At 33.4% G+C, this 25076-nt stretch carries 26 protein-coding genes and 2 other annotated features; all 26 genes read left to right on the forward strand.

The window, feature by feature from the left end; all coding sequences use genetic code 11:
* The first annotated feature begins 11 nt into the window (after window positions 1-11).
* A complete protein-coding gene (locus ACMGE9_RS10990; RefSeq protein ID WP_414042812.1) occupies window positions 12-701 on the forward strand; it encodes a uroporphyrinogen-III synthase in 690 nt (229 codons plus the stop codon).
* Window positions 691-1674, forward strand: a complete 984-nt coding sequence (gene hemB, locus ACMGE9_RS10995) for a porphobilinogen synthase (protein ID WP_414042813.1) — start codon at window positions 691-693, stop codon at window positions 1672-1674. Before ACMGE9_RS10990 ends, hemB begins: the two co-directional genes overlap by 11 nt.
* A 1-nt stretch (window position 1675) precedes the next feature.
* Window positions 1676-2965 carry a glutamate-1-semialdehyde 2,1-aminomutase gene (hemL, locus tag ACMGE9_RS11000; RefSeq protein WP_414042814.1) on the forward strand — a complete coding sequence of 430 codons (1290 nt, stop codon included), beginning with the start codon at window positions 1676-1678 and terminating at the stop codon, window positions 2963-2965.
* Between the two features lie 304 nt (window positions 2966-3269).
* Window positions 3270-3728 (forward strand): hypothetical protein, encoded by a 459-nt coding sequence (locus ACMGE9_RS11005; RefSeq protein WP_414042815.1) that lies wholly within the window; start codon window positions 3270-3272, stop codon window positions 3726-3728.
* Between the two features lie 118 nt (window positions 3729-3846).
* Window positions 3847-4899: an AbrB family transcriptional regulator gene (locus ACMGE9_RS11010; protein WP_414042816.1), complete on the forward strand. Its 1053-nt coding sequence runs from the start codon at window positions 3847-3849 to the stop codon at window positions 4897-4899.
* Window positions 4900-4941: 42 nt separating this feature from the next.
* Window positions 4942-5151, forward strand: a binding site (T-box leader).
* 57 nt (window positions 5152-5208) lie between these two features.
* Window positions 5209-7842, forward strand: a complete 2634-nt coding sequence (locus tag ACMGE9_RS11015) for a valine--tRNA ligase (protein WP_414044495.1) — start codon at window positions 5209-5211, stop codon at window positions 7840-7842.
* A 4-nt stretch (window positions 7843-7846) separates the two neighbouring features.
* Window positions 7847-9115 carry a bifunctional folylpolyglutamate synthase/dihydrofolate synthase gene (locus ACMGE9_RS11020; RefSeq protein WP_414042817.1) on the forward strand — a complete coding sequence of 423 codons (1269 nt, stop codon included), beginning with the start codon at window positions 7847-7849 and terminating at the stop codon, window positions 9113-9115.
* 102 nt (window positions 9116-9217) lie between these two features.
* Window positions 9218-10603: a YfcC family protein gene (locus tag ACMGE9_RS11025; protein WP_414042818.1), complete on the forward strand. Its 1386-nt coding sequence runs from the start codon at window positions 9218-9220 to the stop codon at window positions 10601-10603.
* A 200-nt stretch (window positions 10604-10803) separates the two neighbouring features.
* Entirely contained in the window at window positions 10804-11523 is a 720-nt protein-coding gene (locus tag ACMGE9_RS11030; protein WP_414042819.1) for a prepilin peptidase, read from the forward strand.
* Window positions 11523-12194 carry a RadC family protein gene (gene radC / locus ACMGE9_RS11035; RefSeq protein WP_414042820.1) on the forward strand — a complete coding sequence of 224 codons (672 nt, stop codon included), beginning with the start codon at window positions 11523-11525 and terminating at the stop codon, window positions 12192-12194. Before ACMGE9_RS11030 ends, radC begins: the two co-directional genes overlap by 1 nt.
* Entirely contained in the window at window positions 12194-12556 is a 363-nt protein-coding gene (locus tag ACMGE9_RS11040; RefSeq protein WP_414042821.1) for a hypothetical protein, read from the forward strand. The genes radC and ACMGE9_RS11040 overlap by 1 nt, the downstream gene beginning before the upstream one ends.
* Window positions 12557-12903: 347 nt before the next feature.
* Window positions 12904-14640 (forward strand): ABC transporter ATP-binding protein, encoded by a 1737-nt coding sequence (locus ACMGE9_RS11045; protein WP_414042822.1) that lies wholly within the window; start codon window positions 12904-12906, stop codon window positions 14638-14640.
* A complete protein-coding gene (locus ACMGE9_RS11050) occupies window positions 14641-16383 on the forward strand; it encodes an ABC transporter ATP-binding protein (protein ID WP_414042823.1) in 1743 nt (580 codons plus the stop codon).
* Window positions 16384-16393: 10 nt separating this feature from the next.
* Window positions 16394-16894: a GNAT family N-acetyltransferase gene (locus ACMGE9_RS11055; RefSeq protein WP_414042824.1), complete on the forward strand. Its 501-nt coding sequence runs from the start codon at window positions 16394-16396 to the stop codon at window positions 16892-16894.
* Between the two features lie 21 nt (window positions 16895-16915).
* Window positions 16916-17335 carry a DUF4930 family protein gene (locus tag ACMGE9_RS11060; RefSeq protein ID WP_414042825.1) on the forward strand — a complete coding sequence of 140 codons (420 nt, stop codon included), beginning with the start codon at window positions 16916-16918 and terminating at the stop codon, window positions 17333-17335.
* A gap of 108 nt (window positions 17336-17443) precedes the next feature.
* Window positions 17444-18589, forward strand: a complete 1146-nt coding sequence (locus ACMGE9_RS11065) for a glycoside hydrolase family 3 protein (RefSeq protein ID WP_414042826.1) — start codon at window positions 17444-17446, stop codon at window positions 18587-18589.
* A gap of 23 nt (window positions 18590-18612) precedes the next feature.
* Complete coding sequence (mreC, locus tag ACMGE9_RS11070) at window positions 18613-19482, forward strand: rod shape-determining protein MreC (protein ID WP_414042827.1); 870 nt, start codon at window positions 18613-18615, stop codon at window positions 19480-19482.
* Entirely contained in the window at window positions 19482-19985 is a 504-nt protein-coding gene (gene mreD, locus ACMGE9_RS11075) for a rod shape-determining protein MreD (RefSeq protein ID WP_414042828.1), read from the forward strand. The genes mreC and mreD overlap by 1 nt, the downstream gene beginning before the upstream one ends.
* A gap of 55 nt (window positions 19986-20040) precedes the next feature.
* Window positions 20041-20113, forward strand: a sequence feature (ribosomal protein L21 leader region).
* A gap of 13 nt (window positions 20114-20126) precedes the next feature.
* The gene (gene rplU, locus ACMGE9_RS11080; protein ID WP_096076258.1) at window positions 20127-20435 is read left to right on the forward strand and encodes a 50S ribosomal protein L21; all 309 of its coding nucleotides are present in this window, start codon (window positions 20127-20129) and stop codon (window positions 20433-20435) included.
* Entirely contained in the window at window positions 20435-20755 is a 321-nt protein-coding gene (locus tag ACMGE9_RS11085) for a ribosomal-processing cysteine protease Prp (RefSeq protein ID WP_414042829.1), read from the forward strand. The genes rplU and ACMGE9_RS11085 overlap by 1 nt, the downstream gene beginning before the upstream one ends.
* 10 nt (window positions 20756-20765) lie before the next feature.
* Window positions 20766-21050 (forward strand): 50S ribosomal protein L27, encoded by a 285-nt coding sequence (gene rpmA, locus ACMGE9_RS11090; protein WP_096076260.1) that lies wholly within the window; start codon window positions 20766-20768, stop codon window positions 21048-21050.
* A gap of 129 nt (window positions 21051-21179) precedes the next feature.
* The gene (locus ACMGE9_RS11095) at window positions 21180-21665 is read left to right on the forward strand and encodes a Spo0B domain-containing protein (protein WP_414042830.1); all 486 of its coding nucleotides are present in this window, start codon (window positions 21180-21182) and stop codon (window positions 21663-21665) included.
* A gap of 31 nt (window positions 21666-21696) precedes the next feature.
* Entirely contained in the window at window positions 21697-22986 is a 1290-nt protein-coding gene (gene obgE, locus ACMGE9_RS11100; RefSeq protein WP_414042831.1) for a GTPase ObgE, read from the forward strand.
* Between the two features lie 12 nt (window positions 22987-22998).
* Complete coding sequence (locus ACMGE9_RS11105) at window positions 22999-23448, forward strand: ACT domain-containing protein (RefSeq protein ID WP_414042832.1); 450 nt, start codon at window positions 22999-23001, stop codon at window positions 23446-23448.
* A 9-nt stretch (window positions 23449-23457) separates the two neighbouring features.
* Window positions 23458-24048: a Holliday junction branch migration protein RuvA gene (ruvA, locus tag ACMGE9_RS11110; protein WP_414042833.1), complete on the forward strand. Its 591-nt coding sequence runs from the start codon at window positions 23458-23460 to the stop codon at window positions 24046-24048.
* Window positions 24049-24062: 14 nt separating this feature from the next.
* Window positions 24063-25076 (forward strand): Holliday junction branch migration DNA helicase RuvB, encoded by a 1014-nt coding sequence (gene ruvB / locus ACMGE9_RS11115; protein WP_414042834.1) that lies wholly within the window; start codon window positions 24063-24065, stop codon window positions 25074-25076.

The raw sequence follows: 25076 nt of genomic DNA on the forward strand, positions 1-25076 counted from the left end.
GGATGGTTAAAATGAAGCCAATTGTATTGATGACAGATAGTAAACCGTATATGGATGAGCGTGTGAAGATTTTACATCTTCCGTTTATTGGGATTCGTACCCTACCTATACAAACTATTCGTTCTCATTATGATTGGCTTATTTTTACGAGCAAAAATGCAGTAGATATCTTTTTTAAGAATTATCCTCAGACTCAGTATGATAAAATAGCTGCAATCGGGAGTAAAACGAAAGAATACCTTGAGCAAATGGGATATTTTGTAGACTTTGTACCTTCTGCATTTAATCAGGAATGTTTCATTAAAGAAATGAATAATAGATTTGATGGTTTGAGTGTATGTTTACCTGTATCGCGAAATGCACGTCCAAAGATGTTTAATGCATTGAAAAGAAGTGCAAATGTCGATAGAATTGATTTGTACGCCCCTGTATCTAATAAAGTGAATATATTAAAAGCTGCATCGATGATTACAAACGGTGAAGTTAATTGGATTACATTTATGTCGCCATCTAGTGTAGAGGCTTACCGTTGTTATAATTGGCATAAAGATGTTTCGATAATGGCAATTGGGCATGTAACAAGTCACGCATTAGCAGAAATTGGCATTGAGCATTATGTGAGTCCACTTGAGACAAAAGAGAGTATGATTGAAAGTATATTAACAATAGAGAAAGAAAAGGTGACTAAACATGAGTTTTGATAGACATAGAAGATTACGTTCTTCAATTAATATGAGAAACATGGTACGTGAAACGAGTGTAAAGAAGAGAGATTTAATATATCCAATATTTGTTGTGGAAAAGGATGATGTAAAAAAAGAGATTCCTTCTATGCCTAGTATTTATCAATGGAGTTTAAATATCGTTGAGGAAGAAATTAAAAATACATATGACTTAGGTATACGCGCAATTATGTTCTTCGGTATTCCAAACAATAAAGATGAATGTGGCACAGGTGCATTTGATGACGAGGGTGTCATACAAAAAGCAACACGTTTAGCAAAATCTTTATATCCAGATTTATTGATTTTGGCTGATACCTGCTTATGTGAATACACAGACCACGGACACTGTGGCGTGCTTGATGAGCATACGCATGATGTAATCAATGACGAAACGCTACCACTATTAGTTAAAACTGCAGTGTCACAAGCTAAGGCTGGTGCTGATATTATCGCCCCAAGTAATATGATGGACGGTTTTGTTTCTGAGATACGTAAGGGATTAGATGAAGCTGGTTTCTTAAATGTACCAATTATGAGTTATGGTATTAAATATGCTTCAGCATTTTATGGTCCATTCCGTGACGCAGCTGAAAGTGCACCTAGTCATGGTGATCGAAAGACGTATCAAATGGATCCTGCAAACAGATTAGAAGCATTACGTGAGCTTGAAAGTGATGAAAAAGAAGGTTGCGATATGATGATTGTTAAACCTGCTTTGAGTTACTTAGATATTATTCGTGATGTCCGTAATAATAGTAATTTGCCGATTGTTGCATATAACGTAAGTGGTGAATTCTCAATGACGAAAGCTGCAGCAGCAAATGGTTGGATTGATGAAGAACGTATAGTAATGGAACAAATGATTTCAATGAAACGTGCAGGAGCAGATATGATTATTACTTACTTTGCTAAAGATATTTGTCATTACCTAGATAAAGGAGACTACTAAAATGAATTATTCAAAATCACAAGCTGCTTTTAGTGAAGCTATTGATTTAATGCCAGGTGGGGTTAACAGTCCAGTACGTGCGTTTAAAAGTGTAGACATGGATCCAATATTTATGGACCATGGAAAGGGTTCAAAAATTTTCGATATAGACGGCAACGAATATATCGATTATGTGTTAAGTTGGGGACCACTGATTTTAGGTCATGCAGATGAGAAAGTTACGAACGAATTACAAAATGCAATTTTAAAAGGAAGTAGTTTCGGTGCACCAACAACTTTAGAGAATGAAATGGCGAAACTTGTAATTGAGCGTGTACCTTCAGTTGAAATGGTCCGCATGGTTTCGAGTGGTACTGAAGCGACATTAGCAGCATTAAGATTAGCACGAGGTTTTACTGGAAAAAATAAAATATTAAAATTCATCGGATGTTACCATGGGCATAGTGATTCATTGTTGATAAAAGCAGGTTCAGGAGTAGCGACACTGGGATTACCAGATTCACCTGGGGTACCAAAAGGAACAGCTGAAAACACAATTACTGTACATTACAATGATTTAGCAGCTGTACAAGTTGCATTTGAAAAATACGGTGATGATATCGCATGTATTATAGTGGAACCAGTCGCTGGTAATATGGGTGTTGTTCCACCAGTTAAAGGCTTCTTAGAAGGTTTACGTGATATTACGACTGAATATGGTGCATTATTAATCTTTGACGAAGTAATGACAGGATTTCGTGTAGATTATAACTGTGCACAAGGTTACTTTGGTGTAACACCTGACTTAACGTGTCTAGGTAAAGTCATTGGTGGTGGTTTACCAGTAGGTGCTTTCGGTGGTAAACGTGAAATTATGGAGCAAATTGCCCCGGCAGGAAGTATTTATCAAGCAGGAACATTAAGTGGCAATCCGTTAGCTATGACTGGTGGATACTATACTTTAAGTCAATTAACGAAAGAAAGTTATGTTCACTTTAATCAGTTAGGCGATCAATTAGAAAAAGGATTATACGATGTGTTTGGTAAACATAATGTGCCAATTACGGTAAATCGTGCTGGTAGTATGATTGGTTATTTCTTAAATGAAGAAGAAGTAACGAACTTTGAAATTGCCTCTAAGTCTGATTTGAAATTATTTGCTGCCATGTATAAAGAAATGGCAAATAATGGTGTATTCTTGCCACCTTCACAATTTGAAGGTATGTTTATGTCAACGAAACATACTCAAGATGATATTGCCAATACATTAAATGCTTTTGATATGTCATTAACAAAGATTAAAAATAAATAACTAAATCAACTTCACAACAACGCTCATTTTATGTTAATTTGAGTGTTGTTTTTTTGCATTTAAATTTTATTTACAATTAAGTTGTATCATATAAAATATTGAAAACAATGAAACATTACTATCGAGGACGTCTTGTGAGAATTTTAATTTTAATTTTTAACATATTATAAATGCCGTAATAACAGGGTTTTAATCAAGTAATTAAAATTATTTGCATATAAAATGTTTATATATGAGTTTTTAAGGCTATCTTACTTATGTAATTAATTTTCAATTACAAAACAAAAAAGTGGAGGTAGTTATCATGACAAACAATAGAAACGATAACAACAAAAACAATCAAGACAGAGATGTAATTTACAATTCGGAAACGAATCGCAACAACACACACGTTACGCATCAAGCGGACGGCGATACATATAAAGATGGCCGTAAAGTACGTGAAGGTGATCATCATGACAAGGTTGTAGTTGAAGAACGCGACCATGTACGTCATGACCACATCGAAAGAGAACCAAAGAAAAAAGGACCTTGGGCTTGGTTAATTCCTTTATTATTATTACTATTAGCAATTCCACTAATTATGGGGTTATGTAATGATAAAAAAGACGATGAAAAAGCAACAACTGAAGAAGCAACAACTGAAGAAGTAGAAACTACTGAAGATGCTGATACTACAGAAGAAGATGCTGAAACAACTGAAGAAGCATCAATCAAGAAGTTTGACCTTGCTACAATCACAAACTTTGATTTAGCATCATAATAATAAATATAAGATAGGACTCAAATGAGTCCTATTTTTTGTGTTTAAGCGTGTTTCATGATTTCTTGTTTAAATTGATTTATAGTTAGTAATAACAAGTTAATTGGATGTGTATTATATGAATTATATTATATTATTTGTTGTCAGTATTATTATTGGATACTTACTGGATATTGTCGGTTTAATACTACCCTGGTTATTTGGACCGATACTTGCTGCTATAGTATTAAAAAAATATACTGAGCTAGAATATCAATGGCCAAAATGGATTGGGGATATTGGTTTATACATATTAGGAGCACAAATCGGTGTATCCTTTACGAAAGAAATATTAGGGGATATCGTGAGTGATTTTTGGTCTGTAGTTTTTTTAAGTGTGATGATAATCATAAGTGCAGTGGCTATATCATTTTTATTTAAAAAAATTGTAGGTTGCACGACTGAAACTGCGTTACTTGCATCGATACCAGGGGCATTAAATCAGATGATAGTAATGGCAGAAGAGAACAACCGTGCAAATATATTAGTTGTTACGTTAGCGCAAACATCCCGCTTATTATTTGTCATAATGATAGTGCCATTTATCTCAAGTATAACTTCAGAGGAGCATATGTTTTACAAATTAAATAAAGCGAAAGATATTTCTGAAATATTAAATTTCCAACAAATTTTATTAATTATTGTGATGATAGCAATCAGTATATATTTTTTAAAGATGATTCATTTTCCAGTTCCTGATATGCTTGGTCCAACATTTGCAATATTAACTTGGAATTTAATCACAGGTATGAACTTTACGATACCTATGCCACTTATAAATTTTGCACAAATATTATTTGGAGTACGTATTGGACTTCAAATGTATGATTTGTCAAGCCAAGTTAATAGAAGCTTATTCATAGGAATATTCGTTCAAAATGTATTGCTTATTTTATGTGCAATTGGATTAAGTATAATATTAAATGTTGTTACACATCATAATTTCAATGATGTATTTTTAAGTGCTGCACCAGGAGGTATGGCACAAATTATCATTGTAGCACTTGAAACAGGTGCCAATGTCGCAATGATTTCAAGTTATCATATCTTTAGAATCTTCTTAATATTGCTTGTCGTTGCACCCATAATGGCATGGTATTTAAACCATCGTACAAAATCTGCGGTTAAGTAGTGCGCATTGACAGTGTAAGTATAATCTTATACAATAATCTTAATTAAATATTCCTACAGGAAGAGTAATTTAATGGATATTCTAGAGAGTGCATGTTTGGTGTGAATGCATATTGAAGTTAAACGAAGGTAGCCTGACATGAAATGTATATTGAAGTACTATTCAGTAGATATACACGTGAATCGAGCGATAATCGAATTGAGTGCAGCGTAAGCTGAATTTAGGTGGTACCACGGTCATCCCGTCCTATTGTTATAGGACGGGATTTTTTTGTAGGAATGATTAAGGAAATAAATATTATTTGGAGGAATTGCGATGGATACTAAATATAATCCACAACAAGTAGAACAAGGACGTTACCAAGAATGGTTAGATAAAGGCTTATTTCAAGCAACGGAAGACGATCATAAAAAGCCATTTACAATTGTAATTCCACCACCCAACGTAACTGGGAAGCTACATATTGGACATGCTTGGGATACAACATTACAAGATATTATTACGCGTATGAAACGTATGCAAGGCTATAATACATTATATTTACCTGGGATGGATCATGCGGGTATTGCAACGCAGGCAAAGGTAGAAGCAAAGTTACGTGAAGATGGCATATCACGTCATGATATTGGTCGCGCGAAATTTTTAGAACATACAATGGAATGGAAAGAAGAATATGCAGGATTTATCCGTGATCAATGGGCAAAACTAGGTTTAGGATTAGACTATTCGCGAGAACGATTCACATTAGATGAAGGACTAAGTGAGGCTGTAAAAGAAGTTTTCATTAAGATGTACGAAAAAGGTCTTATTTATCGTGGGGAGCGTATTATTAACTGGGATCCAGTAGCACGTACGGCTTTAAGTGATATCGAAGTAATACATGAAGAAGTTGAAGGCGCTTTCTATCATATCAAATATCCCTTTGCAAAAGGTGATGGTTATATTGAGATTGCAACGACGCGTCCAGAAACATTATTAGGGGATACTGCAGTCGTAGTGCATCCAGAAGATGAACGATACAAAGCGGTTATCGGTAAAAAAGTCATCTTACCTATCTTAGAACGTGAGTTGCCGATTTTAGGGGATGACTACGTTGAAATGTACTTCGGTAGTGGAGCAATGAAAGTTACACCAGCACATGATCCAAATGACTTTGAAATTGGAAACCGTCATAACTTAGAGCGTATAAATGTGATGAATGAAGACGGCACTATGAATGATTTAGCTGGTAAATATACAGGAATGGACCGTTTTGAATGCCGTAAAGCCTTAGTGAAGGATTTAGAAGCAGCGGGTCTGATGATTAAGATTGAGAAACATATGCATCAAGTAGGGCATAGTGAACGAAGTGGCGCAATTGTTGAACCTTACCTTTCTAAACAATGGTTCGTAAAAATGGCACCATTAGCTGAACAAGCGTTGGATTTCCAAAAAACAGATGAAAAAATAGATTTCGTACCACCTCGTTTTGAAGGGACATTCAATCGTTGGATGGAAGGGATTCATGACTGGTGTATATCTCGTCAATTATGGTGGGGACATCAAATACCGGCATGGTACCATAAAGAAACGGGTGAATTATATGTAGGTAAAAATGCTCCTGAAGATATCGAAAATTGGACGCAAGACGAAGATGTTTTAGATACCTGGTTCTCAAGTGCATTATGGCCATTCTCAACTTTAGGTTGGCCAAATGTTGATGCAGATGACTTTAAACGTTTTTACCCAACAAATGTACTTGTAACAGGTTACGATATTATATTCTTCTGGGTGGCACGTATGATTTTCCAAGGAATTGAGTTTACTGACACTAAACCATTTAATGAAGTACTAATTCACGGTTTAGTACGCGCAGAAGATGGTCGTAAAATGAGTAAATCATTAGGTAATGGTGTTGATCCAATGGATGTTATTGAACAATATGGTGCCGATAGCTTGCGTTATTTCTTAGCAACGGGCTCTACGCCAGGTCAAGATTTACGTTACTCTACTGAAAAGATTGAAGCAACTTGGAACTTTATCAATAAGATTTGGAATGCATCGCGTTTCAGTTTGATGAACATTGGTGAAGAATTTAAGGCAAGTGATATTAACTTAGAAGGTAAAAAATCATTAGCAGATGAATGGATATTAACACGTTTGAATGAAACGATAGAAGAAGTGACCCGATTAGCAGATAAATATGAGTTTGGTGAAGTAGGTCGTGTACTTTATAATTTCATTTGGGATGAGTTCTGTGACTGGTATATTGAGATGAGTAAAATACCAATGAACGGTGAAGATGAAGCTGCTAAGCAAATGACACGTTCGATATTAGCGTATACGTTAGATGCAATTATGAGAATGTTGCATCCATTTATGCCTTTCGTTACTGAAAGTATATGGCAAAACTTACCGGTAGAAGGTGATTCTATCGTTACTGCTAGCTGGCCAGTAGCTCGTCCGGAATTATCGAATTTAGAAAGTAAGAAAGACATGGAACAGTTAATGGAAATCATTCGTGCTGTTCGTAATACACGTAGCCAAGTGAATACACCTATGAGTAAACAGATCCCAATGATGATTAAAACTAATAATGATAATATCGCTTTACGTCTTAAAAATGAACGACCATTTATTGAACGTTTCTGTAATCCTAGTGAATTAACGATTAAAACAGATATTGAAATACCTGAAGAAGTAATGACAACAGCTGTAACAGGTGGTCTCGTAGTATTACCACTTGAAGGTTTAATTGATATGGCAAAAGAAATTGAACGTCTTGAGAAAGAATTAACAAAATGGGCTTCTGAACTTGAGCGTGTAAATAAAAAACTAAGTAATGAAAAATTTGTTTCTAAAGCACCAGAAAAAATTATTAATGAAGAAAAAGAAAAACAAGCACTTTATACAGAAAAATATGAAAGTGTTCAAGCACGATTAAATCAATTGAACGGGAAGTAATCATATGAATTATTTAGAGAGTTTGTATTGGATTCATGAACGTTATAAGTTTGGTATTAAGCCTGGAATTAAGCGTATGGAATGGATGCTTGAACGATTAGATCATCCAGAGCGTAAGATCAACGGGATTCATGTTGTGGGTACGAATGGTAAAGGATCTACAGTGAGTTATTTAAAAGATGCATTAATGGTTAATAACTATACTGTTGGGACGTTCACGTCACCTTACATTGAAACTTTTAATGAACGTATTAGCTTAAATGGTATGCCTATAACGAATGATGAAATTGTTGAATTAGTAAGTATCGTTAAACCGGTGAGTGAAATGTTAGATGAAGAAACTGATTTGGGTGTTGCGACTGAATTTGAAATCATCACGATGATGATGTTCGTTTATTTTGGGCAACTTCACCCGGTTGATTTTGTTATAGTTGAAGCAGGTCTTGGTGCTAAAAACGATTCGACTAATGTGTTTATGCCGATTATGACAATATTAACGAGTATTGGACTCGATCATACTAATATTATTGGAGACTCTTATTTGGATATTGCGAAGGAAAAATCTGGGGTTATTAAGACAGGAGTCCCATTAATCTTTGCAGTTAAAAATGATGAAGCTAAATCTTATATTAATTCCGTAGTAGAAGAAAAACACGCTAAGGGTATTAAGTTGAATAGAGATATTCAATGTGTATCGAATGGTAAAGAATTTACCTTTAGATATAAAGAATATGAATTAGAAAATATTGAACTCAAAATGATAGGGACACATCAGCAAGAGAATGCGTCACTTGCGATAGCAACATTATTAGAAATGTTTGATCGTGGCATGATATTGTTGAATTTTAATAAAATGATAGATGCGATTGAGAACACAACTTGGACAGGACGAATTGAAAAAATACAAGAACATCCTACTATCATCTTGGATGGGGCTCATAACAAAGAATCCATCGATGTACTCGTAGAAACGATGCAAAGTTATTATCAAGATCGTCAGATTGATGTGTTATTCTCAGCAATTGATGGGAAACCTATTGGCAGAATGTTAAAGTCACTTGAAGAAATTGCTGATTCATTTTATGTGACTTCATTTGATTTTCCGAAAGCTTTACCAATAGATACGATTTATGAAAGTGTTGAGCACAAAAAGAAAATTAAAATTAAAAACTATACAGATTTTATTAAATCTTATGAAGGTGATGTATTACTCGTTACTGGTAGTCTCTATTTTATAAGTTCTGTAAAAGATAAACTTAAAAATCTAAAGTAAATATACTGTTAAACAAAGAATCTGAAATATAATTCAGATTCTTTGTTTTTTTTAGTGAATTTTCAGAATATTAGGGAAAAGAAATGAAAAGGAGGAAATGTTATGGAGAAAAAAATGAAAATGCCGCATACGTACTTTTTATTATTATTGATTGTATGTTTCGCTGCTGTGATGACTTATTTGATTCCGGCAGGTGAGTTTGATCGAAAAGTAGTTGATAAACAAAATATTGTAATTAATGGATCTTATCACGAAGTAAAACAGTCACCAGTACAACCGATTGATATTTTTAGGTCGGTACCACAAGGTTTGATAGAAGGTGCTGAAATCATATTTTATATTTTTATCGTTGGTGGTGCTTTCGGTGTAATACATAGAACAGATGCAATAACCACAGGTGTAAATTCTTTAATGAACCGAATTGGAAAACAAGGTAGATGGTTAATACCTATTACTATGATTGTATTTAGTATTTTAGGGTTTTCAATTGGGCTGAGTGAAGAAACGATAATATTCGTACCTATTGGTATTGCACTTGCAACAGCACTTGGGTATGACGCAATGGTTGGGGCTAGTATGATTGCACTTGGGGCAGGAATAGGATTCTTGGGTGGAATGATTAATCCCTTCACTGTAGGAATAGCTCAAAAGATTGCTGAAGTAAGATTATTCTCAGGGTGGGGATTTAGAACAATCGTATATTTGCTCGTTCTAATTACAGGTATTATTTATGTTATGGTGTATGCGAAAAAGGTAAAGCAAGATCCGAGCAAAAGTTTATTATTTGATATTAATGTCGATGAGCGTAGTACGATGAGTGATGATGTTATGGATACGAAGTTTGATTCTTTTAGAAAGCGACATGCGTTAATATTATTAATACTTACGCTTACAATTGTCATAAATGTTTTTGGTATTTTTAAATATGAATGGTTCTTATCGCAAATGAGCGCAAACTTTTTATTAATGGGTATTATCGCAGGCCTTATAGGTGGATTGGGGATAAACGGTACATTTGATGCATTACTCGAAGGTATGAAGGATATTTTATTTGGAGCGATTATTGTTGGTTTTGCAAAGGCAATAGTAGTTATATTAACATCTGGCAAAATTATTGATACGATTGTTTTTTATATGACTGACTTTATTGATCATTTACCGGCTGGTTTCTCAGTTATCGCGATGTTTTTTACGCAACTAGTACTGAATTTCTTTATCCCATCAGGTTCTGGCCAAGCGATGACCACAATGCCAATTATGGTACCGATAAGTGATTTACTGGACATCAATCGTCAAGTAGCTGTGCTTGCTTTTCAATATGGTGATGCTATTAGTAATAATATTATTCCAACGTCCGCTTCTTTAATGGGATTATTGGCTGTAGCAGGTATTCCTTATTCAAGATGGTTGAAATTTGTATGGAAGATATCACTGATATGGGTTGTAATTTGTCTGTCAAGTCTGATCCTGTACACATATCTTTACTAGATTCAAAAAAAGTCTCAAAATTAAAATACTGCAAGATATTAATGCAGTATTTTGTTTTTGAGACTTTTTATATTGATTTCTGTATTAGAAATAATTCCAAAATTAAATTGTTGCGTTTTTACAACAATTTATTCTTGTTATATAGTCTGGGTGATATAAGTGAAAGGAGGATACTTATCAATGTCGAGGAGGATATTTTAATGATTTATTTTATGCTAGGAGCAATAGTAGGTTCTTTTATGTTATGTCTAACATTTGAGTCATCTAGTTTACTTCGAAAATCACATTGCGATTATTGTAAGCATATACTTAGTTGGCGTGATTTAATACCGATTTTATCTTTTATTTTTATGGGAGGGCGTTGTCGTTACTGTAATACTAAATTAAGTAGCAAATATCTTATTAGTGAAGTGACTACTGGTGCTGCTATATTTTTAATTAGTTTTAATCAAGTGCTTGATATTACAGTATTAAGTGCGATAGCTGTCATACTAATTCCACTTGCAATTTATGATACACAATATCTTATGATACCAAACTTTATGTTAATTTTATTACTACAAATATTATCGACGATTTATTTTATTGATTCTTTTAATAATATTGCATTTGATTTTACAATTATATTCAATAAAATTATGATATTCATTTTACTACATTTATTTTTCTTTCTTACAAAAAGTATTGGCTATGGTGATATTAAATTATTGTCGATACTTCTTCTGTTTTTACCCATTCCATTTTTTATTGCTTTATTTTTTGTAACTTATTTAATTGGTGGTATCGCCTGTATCATTTTCTTGAGTTATAAGACTGCCCTAAAAAGAATGCCACTCGTACCATTTATTACATCAGCATATTTTGTTGTAATTGTACTTTATGATGAGATTAATAAAATATATTTTGGAGGATTTATTTAATGATAGAATTTGCGTTAGATATAGATAAACCACGTGAACGTCTAATGATTTATGGGCCGGATAAGCTAACGAATCAAGAATTATTGTCATTAATTATTGGCAGTGGTGTGCGTGATAAATCGGTATATCAGTTATCTGATAATATATTAAACCAAGTAGATAGTATTAAAGATTTACGATATTTAACTCTCCAAGAATTAACCTGTATTAAAGGGATTGGTGATAAAAAAGCAGCAACAATTTTAGCAGTGATTGAACTTGCACAACGTATGCATACGCATTCATTGGAAGAAAAATTTCGAATAAAATCACCTCAATGTGTATCTGATTTATTGATGGAACGTATGCGTTATTTAACGCAAGAACATTTTATAATATTAATGTTAAACACTAAAAATATTGTTATTCATGAGCATACAGCCTTTATCGGCTCCTTAAATGCCTCTATTGTGCATCCAAGAGAAATATTTCGAGAAGCAATTAAGCGAAGTGCGGCAAATATTATAGCAGTGCATAACCATCCATCTGGTTGTGCTGAACCGAGTTATGAAGATTTGGAGGCAACGCGTCGTTTAGTGAATGTTGGTGAATTAGTAGGGATTAGTTTGTTAGATCACATTATTATTGGTGATGGAGAATTTATCAGTATCAAAGAAAGGGGGCAGTTATAGTGGGTTTAGATATGTATATTTATTTGAAGGAAAAAGAGACACATGAAATGATTGAGTTTTCTTATTTTAGGAAATTCAATGCACTACACGGCTACTTTGATAGTAAGTATCAATTAGATAATCCATGTAGCATTGAAATTACGGACGAAGATATATCGAACTTAATATTTAAAGTTAATGCAATTCGAATGAATTCCAAGGTTGCGGAGAAAGTATTACCAGTCTATTATGGTCCTTTCTTTGGTAGTTATGATTATGGATATATCTATTTTGAATATATTAATCAACTCCATAAGGATTTGAGACGTCTTATACAAGTGGATCGTAATAAGTTTGATATTTATTATCAAGCGGATTATTAGATAATTGTAAATATAATGTAAAAGTTCTTCGAAAAACGAAATTTATTTATTTGAACTATTGAAATTTTCAGAAGATTAATTTATGATTAAAACAACTATTAAAAGGAAGGAGGAAAATACAATGAACAACTTACGACAGTATGACTTATTATCAACAAATTTATATTTTCCTCCTGCATACGAATAAATAATTTTCCATAGCATATTCAGTTAACATTTGTAATGTTTGTGATGATGCATTGAATTTATTTTATTGTTTGTGGGAGTTTATCCCACTCTAAGAAATGTGCACATGCTCATGATATGAGTGTGTGTATTTTTTTATGAGTGAAAAAGGAGTGTGTGACATGTTAGACGTTTTATTTAAATTAGGTTGGTTCTTTAAACAGGAGAAAAAGAGATATATATTTGCGGTTGTATTACTCCTTTGTGCGAATGTAACTGAAATTATCCCGCCGTGGTTAATTGGTAAGACAATTGATTTTGTGAATTTAAAGTCTTTATCAGAAGATAAGTTTAACTGGATACTGATTGTATTTTTAGTGACACTTATTTTGAGCTATTTAATTAACTATTTATGGCGTTATTTATTATTTAATGGTTCTCAAATATTAGAGAGTATGATGCGTAAGAAGATTATGGCGAAGTTTTTAACGATGAGCCCAAGTTTTTATGAGAAGAATCGAACTGGAGATTTAATGGCTAAAGCCACAAATGATTTAAGTGCAATTCGCCAAACAGTTGGTTTTGGTATATTAACGCTTATTGATAGTACAACATATATGATTACTATTATTGCAACAATGGCGATAGCAATATCATGGAAACTAACGCTAGCAGCATTAATTCCATTACCGTTTTTAGCATATATCGAACAACGTTTAGGGAAAATGATTCATGAGCGTTATACAGTAAGTCAAGATGCATTTGGTGATATGAATGATAGTGTTTTAGAATCGATAGAAGGTGTGCGCGTCACTCGAGCTTTTGCGCAGGAAGATCAACTTGATATTCATTTTAAACATATGACAACAGATGTCGTAAATAAGTTTATACATGTTGAAAAGTTAGATGCATTATTTAAACCGATCACGATTATCGTAACTTCTTTAAGCTTCATGATTGGTTTAGGTTATGGAAGTTATTTAGTCAATCAAGGCGAAATTACAGTAGGTGAATTAATTGCCTTTAATGTATATTTAAATATGCTTGTTTGGCCAATGTTTGCAATTGGTTTATTATTTAATATTATGCAGCGAGGTAATGCATCTTTAGACCGTGTAATGGATACGTTAAACGCCGAAGACGTCATGCAAGATCCAGTTGATACCCACGTACCAAAAGATCATCATGTGGCATTTGATGCTGTTACATTTAAATACCCATCGAGTGAAGAGGAGAATTTAAAAGATATTTCAATAGAGATTAAAGTTGGCGAAACACTGGGTATCGTTGGGCCGACTGGTAGCGGTAAAACAACTTTAATTAAGCAAATCTTAAAAGAATACCCTATGGGACATGGAAATATTAAGATTGGTGAATTAAGTGTGAAAGATTTATCGAAAGCTGAAGTAAGAAATAAAATTGGTTACGTGTCACAAGAAAATATTCTGTTCTCAAGAAGCGTCAAAGAAAATATCAAGTTTGGTAAACAAGATGCTACAGATGACGAAATTAAAGAGTCGATTCGATTAGCAAACTTTACCAAAGACGTAGAGAGATTACCTCAAGGTTTAGAAACATTAGTCGGAGAGAAAGGTATTGCTATCTCAGGTGGCCAAAAACAACGTATTTCAATTGCGCGCGCAATGATTAAAAATCCTGATATATTAATATTAGATGATTCACTAAGCGCAGTTGACGCAAAAACAGAAACAGCAATCATTGATAATATTCAAAAGTCTCGTCGTGGAAAAACAACTATTATATCAACACATAGATTATCTGCAGTGCAACATGCTGACATAATCGTCGTGTTAGATCGTGGAGAAATTGTTGAGCGTGGTACACATGACGCACTGATACAACAAGCAGGATGGTACAAGTCACAATTTGAACGTCAACAGTTAGGAGGTGTTTCTTAAATGTCGACAACGAAACGTTTATATTTAGAAGCGAAAAAAGAAAGTACATTGTTTATCATAGGATTTATTATTTTATTCTTTTCTGTGATTATGGAATTGATAGGACCTGTTATTGGCATGTATATAATTGATCACTATATTAAAACTGCGAGTGAAGGTACTATTAATATGACGCCAATATTTTTACTGTTAGCCGTGTATTTCTTAATTGCAATTATATATGCAGTATTGAGTTATTATCAGACAATTTATTTTCAAACAGCAGGTTCAAATGTAATTAAGCATTTAAGAACAAATTTATTCAGTCATATTCAAAAATTACCAATCAAATTTTTTGATAATTTACCAGCGGGTAAAGTAGTAGCGCGTATTACAAATGATACACAGACGATTTTAGAATTATTTACCATGATGTTACCTACTTATATAGCAGGAATTACTAACATTGTCGGTATCATCGCAGTTATTTTTTACTTTAATATGAAAGTTGGACTCCTTGCATTAATCGTAGTACCCCTTTTATTTGGTTGGTTATTAATTTATAGAAAGATAAGTGATCAATATAATAACGTTGTTCGTGAACGTAATAGTGATATGAATGCGATGTTAAATGAATCTATTAATGGAATGACAATTATTCAAGCCTTTAACCAAGAAGAAAAGATTCAAAGAGAGTTTAATGAATTGAATGATGAATATTTAAAGAATTATAGTAAAATTATTCAACTCGACTCTTTAACAAGCCATAACTTAATGGGAACGATTCGTTCGTTCGTATTTTTAGTTATGATTTATATCTTTGGACAATCTTTTTTAAGTGATGAAGCAACTTTAACAGCAGGTATGATGTATATTTTAGTAGATTATTTAACGCGTTTATTTAATCCAATGTTTAATATGGTGAACCAGTTAAGTGTATTAGAACAAGCGCGAGTTTCAAGTAATCGTGTATTTGAAATGATGGATGAAGAAACTGAAATACAAGAAGATAATATGCTAGATAATTGTTTAGGGCATGTTAAATTTGATGATGTGTCGTTTGGTTATGACCCAGACGAGCTCGTGTTAAAACACATCAATATTGATGCCTTGCCAGGAGAAACAATTGGATTAGTTGGTCACACAGGCTCTGGAAAAAGTTCGATTATGAATTTATTGTTTCGATTTTATGATCCTACGACGGGTCGCGTAACAATTGATGGGGTGGATACTACAACTGTTACTAAACAATCAATGCGTAAGCATATGGGTATAGTATTACAAGACCCTTACTTATATTCAGGTACAATACTTTCTAATATTACTTTAAATGATCCTCGTATTTCTCGTAAAATGGCTGTTGATGCACTTGAACGTGTAGGTGGATTCAGAGTACTGCAATCCCTAGAAAAAGGGATTGATACGGAAGTTGTTGAAAGAGGGTCTACACTATCAAGTGGCCAACGTCAGTTGATATCATTTGCGAGAGCATTAGCGTTTAATCCCAAAATATTAATTTTAGATGAAGCAACAGCAAGTATAGATAGTGAAACTGAAGCAGTTATTCAACAAGCAATGGATGTTCTTAAAGAAGGACGTACAACTTTCATTATTGCTCATCGATTATCCACTATTAAACATGCCGATGAAATTATCGTCTTAGATAAGGGTGAAATCATAGAACGTGGTACACATGATGTATTAGTACGCCAAGGTGATGTATATGCTAAAATGTATGCATTACAGTCAGGCGTTAAATCATAGAGGTGTGTATATGTATAAAGTTGAAATTATGAATAAACCGACAGCTGAAATTATTAGTAAATGGGATTTCGGAAAAGATTATTCTTTCTATAACATAGAAGAAGATCCATTTGTAATTGAGACGTTTCTAAATGGACATTATTATATCGTGTATTTTAATGATGAAATTTTCGGATTCTTTTGTGATGGTGAAAGTGCGCGTATGAATGAAAATTATGAACTGAAAGATGAAGTAATAGATATTGGATTTGCACTCAATCCAATGTTTATTGGAAGAGGATTAGGAGTAGAGTTGTTAAAAATCATATTTGATTACTATCATGAGTACAAGATATTTCGCTTAACCGTTGCAGACTTTAATCAGAGAGCGATAAGACTATATAAGAAAATCGGCTTTCAATTTGAACGTTCATATACCGAAATGATTGATGGTCAACTGATGCAATTTAACATTATGATATTGAATCAACCCCAAGACCGATGTAATCTACATAAATCATCGGTAAAATAGTCTTTGAAAGTAGGGGATTCAATGTTTAAATTAATTAGAAGATTGATTAAACTTAGTTTATTTGCAGTAATTGCAATCATGATATATTACGTATTTCAGACCAACCCAATGAACAGAGAAGCACAAAATGCAATGCAGGAAGTGCCGGTTCAAAATGCAAGTTCTTTTACATTAGAAGATAATGCTTTGTTTAGAAATATTCCATTATCTCAGGTGAAAAATGCGTTCAATTTTATGGATAAACAAGAATTCATGGATGTATCAGGATTGTCATTATTGGGTTTTAACGATGAATACTTGATTGGTAAGCGTGGTAATGATTATATCATGTACCATTTTGGAGAAAGTAAAGTTTCCGTATTTGAAAATGAAAATGATTTAAATCAAGCAATGGTTGAACGTAATCAATCTATTCAAATGAAAGATAAAACTCAATATTAGTTAATAAGCCGAGAATACAAAGATAATTTTCTCGGCTTTATTTTGTTTTTTAAACTATTTTGTTTATAATTAATACGGTAAATATGAAAAAGTATTGGATGTGTTCTATTGTTTTATTATAAGAAATGTATCAGTGTTCTCATACTCTGTATGATTTGTTTTGTTTTTTCTGGTTGTAATCAGCAATACAACGTAGAACAATCAAAAGCAACATTTAAATTAAAACCATTGAAAGAAGTTTCAATGATATCGTATTTAACAAGCAAAATGACATTAGAGGAGAAGATTGCACAACACTTTATATTAGGTTTTCATGGAACAAATTATAACGATACATTAGTTGAATATAATCGCTTGAAAATCGGTGGTGTTATATTATTTTCGCGCAATATACATAATGCAAGTCAAACTAAAATGTTGAATGAGGCAATCATGCAAGACCAACAAGGGATACCAATGTTTATCGCTGTGGATCAAGAGGGTGGTCGAGTCAACCGTTTCCCAAAAGAGGTTGCCAATATTGAACCTGCGTATCAAATACGCAGTAGCGGTGATCCAATGCTTGCTTATGATAAAGGAGAATATATCGGCAGACAGTTAAAGCAATTAAGTTTTAATGTTGATTTCGCACCGTCATTAGATATATGGAGTAATCCAAGTAATAAAGTAATTGGTGATCGTAGTTTTGGTACGAATTATCATGATGTGATTAAATATGGCCTACCATTTAATAGAGGTATTAATGATCAAAATATAATTACGAGTGCGAAACATTTCCCTGGTCATGGAGATACCATTGTTGATAGTCATGAATCATTACCTGTTAGTACGCTTAATAAAGAACGATTATGGAGTAATGAATTACAACCTTTTAAAGCAGCGATTCAAGATGAAATTGATATGATTATGGTAAGCCATATTCTTTTTCCTGAAATCGATGGAGTATATCCCAGTTCTATGAGTAAAAAGATGATTAACGACATTTTAGTGCATCAATTAGGTTATGATGGTGTAATTGTGACTGATGATTTAGCAATGGGGGCTATCGTTAATAGTTATACTCGAGAACAAGCGTTAATTAATGCTATTAATGCTGGAGAAACGATGTTATTAATAGGATCTGATATTGGAGATATTAGATATCAAATACAATTTTTAAAATCACAAGTTGAATCTGGGAAGTTAGATAGGAAAATTATTGATAAAAATGTACAAAAAATTCTCAAGTTAAAGCAAAAATATGGTATCGTATAATATATTAAAGTAATTTTAATGAGGTGTTGAGTTTGCCCAATTTTTATAAAAGAAATAAATTAGTATTTTTTCTTTTTGGTTTAATTATATTCATGGTTTTAGTTGGATTCTCGTTAAGAGAAAGAGAAACAACGTCTGTTGAATCGTTTGTTGGAGATACTACAGCAATGGGTCAACGCATCGTTTCTTACCCCGCTATGTTTATTACTGGGAACTTTAGTAATTTAATTAATATGTGGGATGCTAATGAAGAGAATAAAAAATTAAAAGAAAAGTTAAAAGGATTTGCCCAAGTTGAAGCGGACAATTATCGTCTGGAAAAAGAGAATCAAGAACTACGTACAGCATTAAAAGTAGATAGCATTGCACAATATGATCCTGTTGTAACAACTATAATTGCTAGAAACCAAGATCAATGGATGAATACTTTTATTGTGAATAAAGGGAAATCATCAGGTATACGTGAACATATGGCCGTATTAACTACAGAAGGATTAGTTGGCCGCATTAAAAAAGTGAACAGTTATTCTTCGCAAGTCGAACTGATTACTTCAAGTATAAAATCTAGTAAGATTAGTGTTACTTTGCAACAAGAAGGTCAAGATATTTTTGGTATGATTGATCACTTTGATGAGAGCAAAAACTTGCTTGTATTATCGGATATTAATAACAATGTAAAAGTGAAATTAGGAACTAAAGTTGTAACGAGTGGTTTAGGTGGACAATTCCCTAAAGGAATATTAATTGGAGAAGTTAAGAAAGTAGAAAATGACGAGTTCGGTTTAAGTCAAATCGCTTATGTTGAAACACAAGCAGATATCAATGAAGTTACTCATGTATATGTTGCTAAGAAAAGCCCGAAAGTGATTTCGCTTGAAGGAAGTGGAGAATAATGCAACTGGTGATTATGCCGCTTATCGCACTTGTATTATTTTACATGGATTCACTCATTAATTCTATATGGCCAGTAACAATTTTAGGAACAGAATACTTTTTTAAATCTCATTTGTTATTAATGTTTTTACTTATTATTACAGTATATAAGAACCCTAAAATTGCTTTAATTTTGGGTGTACTGTTTGGAGTCATTTCAGATGTCTACTTTGGTACGATTTATGGAATATATTTATTTGGATTTATTATAGCCATATTGCTAATGGATCAATTATTTAAAGTATTTTATAAAGATTTAAAAATGATGATTGTACTTTTTTTAGGTTTCATACTAATTTTTGAGCATTTCTATTACCTTGTGTTAGCAATACTTGGTATTGCACATATTGGTTATTTTACATTCATATGGACACACGTATTACCATCATTACTAATCAATTTTATATTAATCATTTTAGTATTTCCATTTATCTTAAGAATATTAGATAAGTATGTGAAATAAACATTGACGTGGATTGCGTAAAATGATACTATATTGAAGTTGAGTAGTTTCAGAAGGCTACATACAACCGCACAACTTTGGGTTCTAAGTGAGTAATCCACCTAAAGATGGCGTGACTTAAATAAAATAGGAGGTGCAAGTATGTTTGCAATTATTGAAACTGGTGGAAAACAATTAAAAGTTGAGCAAGGTCAAGAAATCTGGGTTGAAAAATTAGACGCAGAAGCTGGTTCAACGTTCACGTTTGATCAAGTATTAATGGTTGGTGGAGACTCAGTTAAAGTAGGTTCACCTGTAGTTGAAGGTGCTACTGTTACAGCGAAAGTTGAAAAACACGGTCGTGGTAAAAAAATCACTGTTTTCAAATACAAACCAAAAAAGAACTACAAACGTAAACAAGGTCATCGTCAACCTTATACTAAATTAGTTATTGAAGCGATTAATGCATAATGATTAATGTTACTATCTTAGTAAATGAAGAAGGTCAAGTGACTGAATTTACTATGGAAGGGCATGCAGATAGTGCACCACATGGACAAGATCTTGTTTGTGCAGGTGCTTCAGCAATTGTCTTTGGTAGTATGAATGCAGTAATTGGTTTGACAGATGAACGACCGGACATTGATTATGAGGATGATGGTGGTTACTTTACTGCAAGAGTTGTAGACTTGAACAATAAAGAAGCACAATTGATTATTCAATCAATGCTCGTGTCATTACAGACAATTGAAGCTGAATACGGACAATATATTAAACTAAACTATAAGTGAGGTGTAACTCATGTTAAAATTAAACTTACAATTCTTCGCATCGAAAAAAGGGGTAGGTTCTACACGCAACGGACGTGACTCTGAATCAAAACGTTTAGGTGCTAAACGTGCTGACGGTCAATTCGTAACAGGTGGTTCAATTTTATATCGTCAACGCGGTACTAAAATCTATCCAGGTGAAAACGTTGGACGTGGTGGCGATGATACTTTATTCGCTAAAATCGACGGTGTTGTTAAATTCGAACGTTTCGGACGCGACAAAAAGAAAGTTTCAGTATACGCTGAAGCAAAATAATAAGATGATAGAGGGACTGAGACATAAACCATGTCTCAGTTCTTTTTCTATGTCGACAAGCTTCTATTATTATGTTCACGTCAGTCGTACAAATAGTATATAAATGTTATAATAATAAAAGGTGATATTATGCATAATTTAGATACGTACATGAAAACAAAACATGATTTAGCAAACCAATTACAGTTGTTAGATGCTTATTTCGCATTGGGACAAATTGATAAAGCAGAGCGTTTGGCAAAAAGTACTATTGCACAATTTAGGGACGAACAGCAATTATTAAGATTAAATTGTCCAACGTTGATTCAATATTATATTGATACAGTTTTAGAAGAACGTTTGTTTGAATGGTCATTCGAAATTGAGCATTTAACCAGTGCAATTGGTAATTATGATAGTGATTTAAAAGCATTTATTGAATCATGTGTACTAGATTATAAAGAACGAGTTGAAACAAAATCATTATTAACATTGAGTTTGTTTGACTCTGATAGTGAGATTAAATGTTTAGTTGCATTAACAGGTGAAATAATCGACGCAACAAATCTTTTGTCACATTGTAATTATTTAGATGAAGAAATGATTGAATATGAATTAGTCATAAATAAAAAGTAGTAGTAGAAACTAGAAAATAAGAGGTGTTTATATGTTTATAGATCAGGTTAAGATTAATTTAAAAGCAGGTGACGGGGGTAACGGTATCGTTGCTTTTCGTAGAGAGAAATATGTTCCATTAGGTGGTCCAGGCGGGGGCGATGGAGGTAAAGGTGCATCTATCATTTTCCAAGTAGATGAAGGTTTACGTACATTATTAGATTTCCGTTTCCAACGTATGTTCAAAGCTGAAAAGGGTGAGAATGGCCAAACGAGTAATATGCATGGTCGTGGTGCTAAAGATTTAATTCTTAAAGTTCCGCCAGGCACAATTATTAAAAATGCTGAAACTGGTGAAATTATCGCTGATTTAGTGTTACATGAACAAAGTGCTGTTGTGGCTCGTGGTGGTCGAGGTGGTCGTGGTAACTCACGTTTCGCTTCAGCAAGTAACCCTGCACCAGATTTTTGTGAGAATGGAGAACCTGGTGAAGAATTAGAGGTCTCATTAGAACTTAAATTATTAGCAGACGTTGGTTTAGTTGGATATCCAAGTGTTGGTAAATCTACGTTATTATCTATTGTCTCTAAAGCGAAGCCAAAGATTGGAGCTTATCACTTTACGACGATAAAACCTAATTTAGGTGTTGTTCAAACAAAAGATAACCGTAGTTTCGTCATGGCGGATTTACCAGGTTTAATAGAAGGCGCATCTGAAGGTGTTGGTTTAGGACATCAGTTCTTAAAGCACGTTGAACGTACACGCGTTATTATTCATATTATAGATATGGGGCGAACTGACGGTCGAGATCCTTATGAAGATTACGTATTGATTAATAAAGAATTAGAAAATTATAATAAAAAATTAGCACGTCGTCCACAAATCGTTGTTGCTAACAAAATGGATATGCCAAATGCTGAAGAATACTTAGCAGAATTTAAAAAACAAATTGATGATGATATTGAAATAATCGAATTAAGTGCAGCAACCTATCAAAACATCGATACGTTATTATATCGCGCAGCTGATTTGTTAGATGCTACCAAAGATGTCGATTACGATATTGATGAAGAAGATACTGCAGTTCACCGTGTAATGTACAAACATGAAAAATCAGCAGATCATTTTGAAATTACACGTGCAGACGATGGTGCATATGTGGTAAGTGGTAATTCAATTGAACGTTTATTCAAGATGACAGATTTCACGCGTGATGCGTCAGTTCGTCGTTTTGCACGTCAAATGCGTACAATGGGAATTGATGATGCATTGCGTGAACGTGGTTGTAAGAATGGCGACATCGTACGAATTATGCGTGGTGAATTTGAATTTGTAGAATAGCAGGTGAGGGAAATGTCGGATCAAAATAAAAAGTTTTATTTAATTCGTGAGGATGTGTTACCTGAATCAGTGAAAAAAACATTATTAATAAAAGATTTACTCGATAAAAATCCAAAGCTTTCTATTTTTGATGCAGTAAAAACGCACGACTTATCACGTAGTGCGTTCTATAAATATAAAGATACTATCTTTCCAGTTGATGAAAAAACACGTGAACGTAATATTACAATAATGGTTCAAGTTGATGATACTGTTGGTTTATTAAGTCGCATTTTAGAATTTATTGCAAGTGAAAACGGGTCTGTATTAACCATCCATCAAACGATTCCAATTAAAGATAAAGCGACTATTACGATTTCGTTAAATGCATCAAATATGGATTTGACAATAAATGAATTACTTGAGAAATTAAAATCACTTGATCATGTAAATCATGTCCAACTGCTGGGAATGAGTTTATAGGAGGGTACTATGTACGCTTATTTAGAAGGAAATTTAAAAGAAATTTTACCGACACATTTAGTTGTTGGTGTGAACGGGATTGGCTATGAATGCCTTGTGCCAAACCCATATCGTTTTCAAAAATATTTAAATAAAGATTTCAAATTATTTACGCAATTAATCGTTCGTGAAGATGCTCATACACTCTATGGTTTTGACTCTATTGAAGAAAAGCAATTATTTCTATCTTTAAATAAAGTAACTGGCATAGGGCCAAAGTCAGCACTTGCAATTCTTGCATCAAGTACGCCTAGAGAAATAAAAAATGCGATTGAAAGTGAAAATGATAGTTTCTTAATAAAGTTTCCTGGAATCGGGAAAAAAACAGCACGTCAAATGATTCTAGACTTAAAAGGTAAGTTGATTATTACAGATGAAACAGAAGTATTTAAAGAAATTACTGAGCAAAAGACAGAAGTTATTGAAGAAGCATTACTTGCTTTAGAAGCGCTTGGTTATACAAAACGAGAACTTCAAAAAGTAGAAAAAGTGTTAAAACAAGAACAACTCACAACCGTTGATGAGAATGTCAAACGTGCCTTTCAAATGCTTGTGTCTTAAAGGGGTTGGAATGATTGGATGATAGAATAACGGATGAAACATTGTTAAATATTGACGAATTTCAAGATGAATTAAGTCTTCGCCCAACGAAACTCACGCAATATATCGGACAAGAAAAAATAAAACATAACTTAGATGTCTTTATTCAAGCAGCGAAATTACGTAATGAATCGCTAGATCATGTATTATTATATGGTCCGCCTGGATTAGGGAAAACTACTCTTGCTTCTATAGTAGCTAATGAGCTAGATGTGAATATCCGTACAACTTCGGGTCCTTCAATTGAACGTCCTGGAGATTTAGCAGCAATTCTTTCTAGTTTGAATGCAGGAGATGTACTCTTTATTGATGAAATACATCGCTTAAGTCGAGTTGTTGAAGAAGTGCTATACCCGGCAATGGAAGATTTTATGCTTGATATTGTTGTGGGTAAAGGTGAAGAAGCACGGAGTATACGTATCGAATTACCACCCTTTACATTAATCGGTGCGACAACGCGCGCAGGCAGTCTTTCAGCACCATTAAGAGATCGTTTTGGTGTACATTTACGACTCGATTATTATTCAGTTGATGAGTTGTCGCAAGTAGTAAGTCGTACAGCTGACGTCTTTGAAGTATTGATTGATGCATCTTCAGTAACTGAACTTGCGATGCGTAGTCGTGGAACGCCACGTATTGCTAATCGTTTATTACGCCGTGTCCGTGACTTTGCCCAAGTGAAGAATGAAGGTAAGATAGATTTTGAAATTACTTCAAACGCTTTGAATTTATTACAAGTGGATGCATATGGGTTGGACCATATTGATCACAAAATATTAATGGCTATTATTGAAAGATATAACGGGGGACCAGTTGGATTAGATACGATTGCTGTTTCTATAGGTGAGGAACGTATGACGTTAGAGGATGTGTACGAACCCTATTTAATTCAAAAAGGATTCTTGGAACGTACACAACGCGGTCGTGTAGCAACACCATTTGCCTATGAGCACTTTAATATACCGTTTGATAATGAAAAGAGGAAATAA

It is taken from the genome of Macrococcus animalis (assembly GCF_047425875.1).
In the GTDB taxonomy this organism is placed as follows: Bacteria; Bacillota; Bacilli; order Staphylococcales; family Staphylococcaceae; genus Macrococcoides; species Macrococcoides animalis.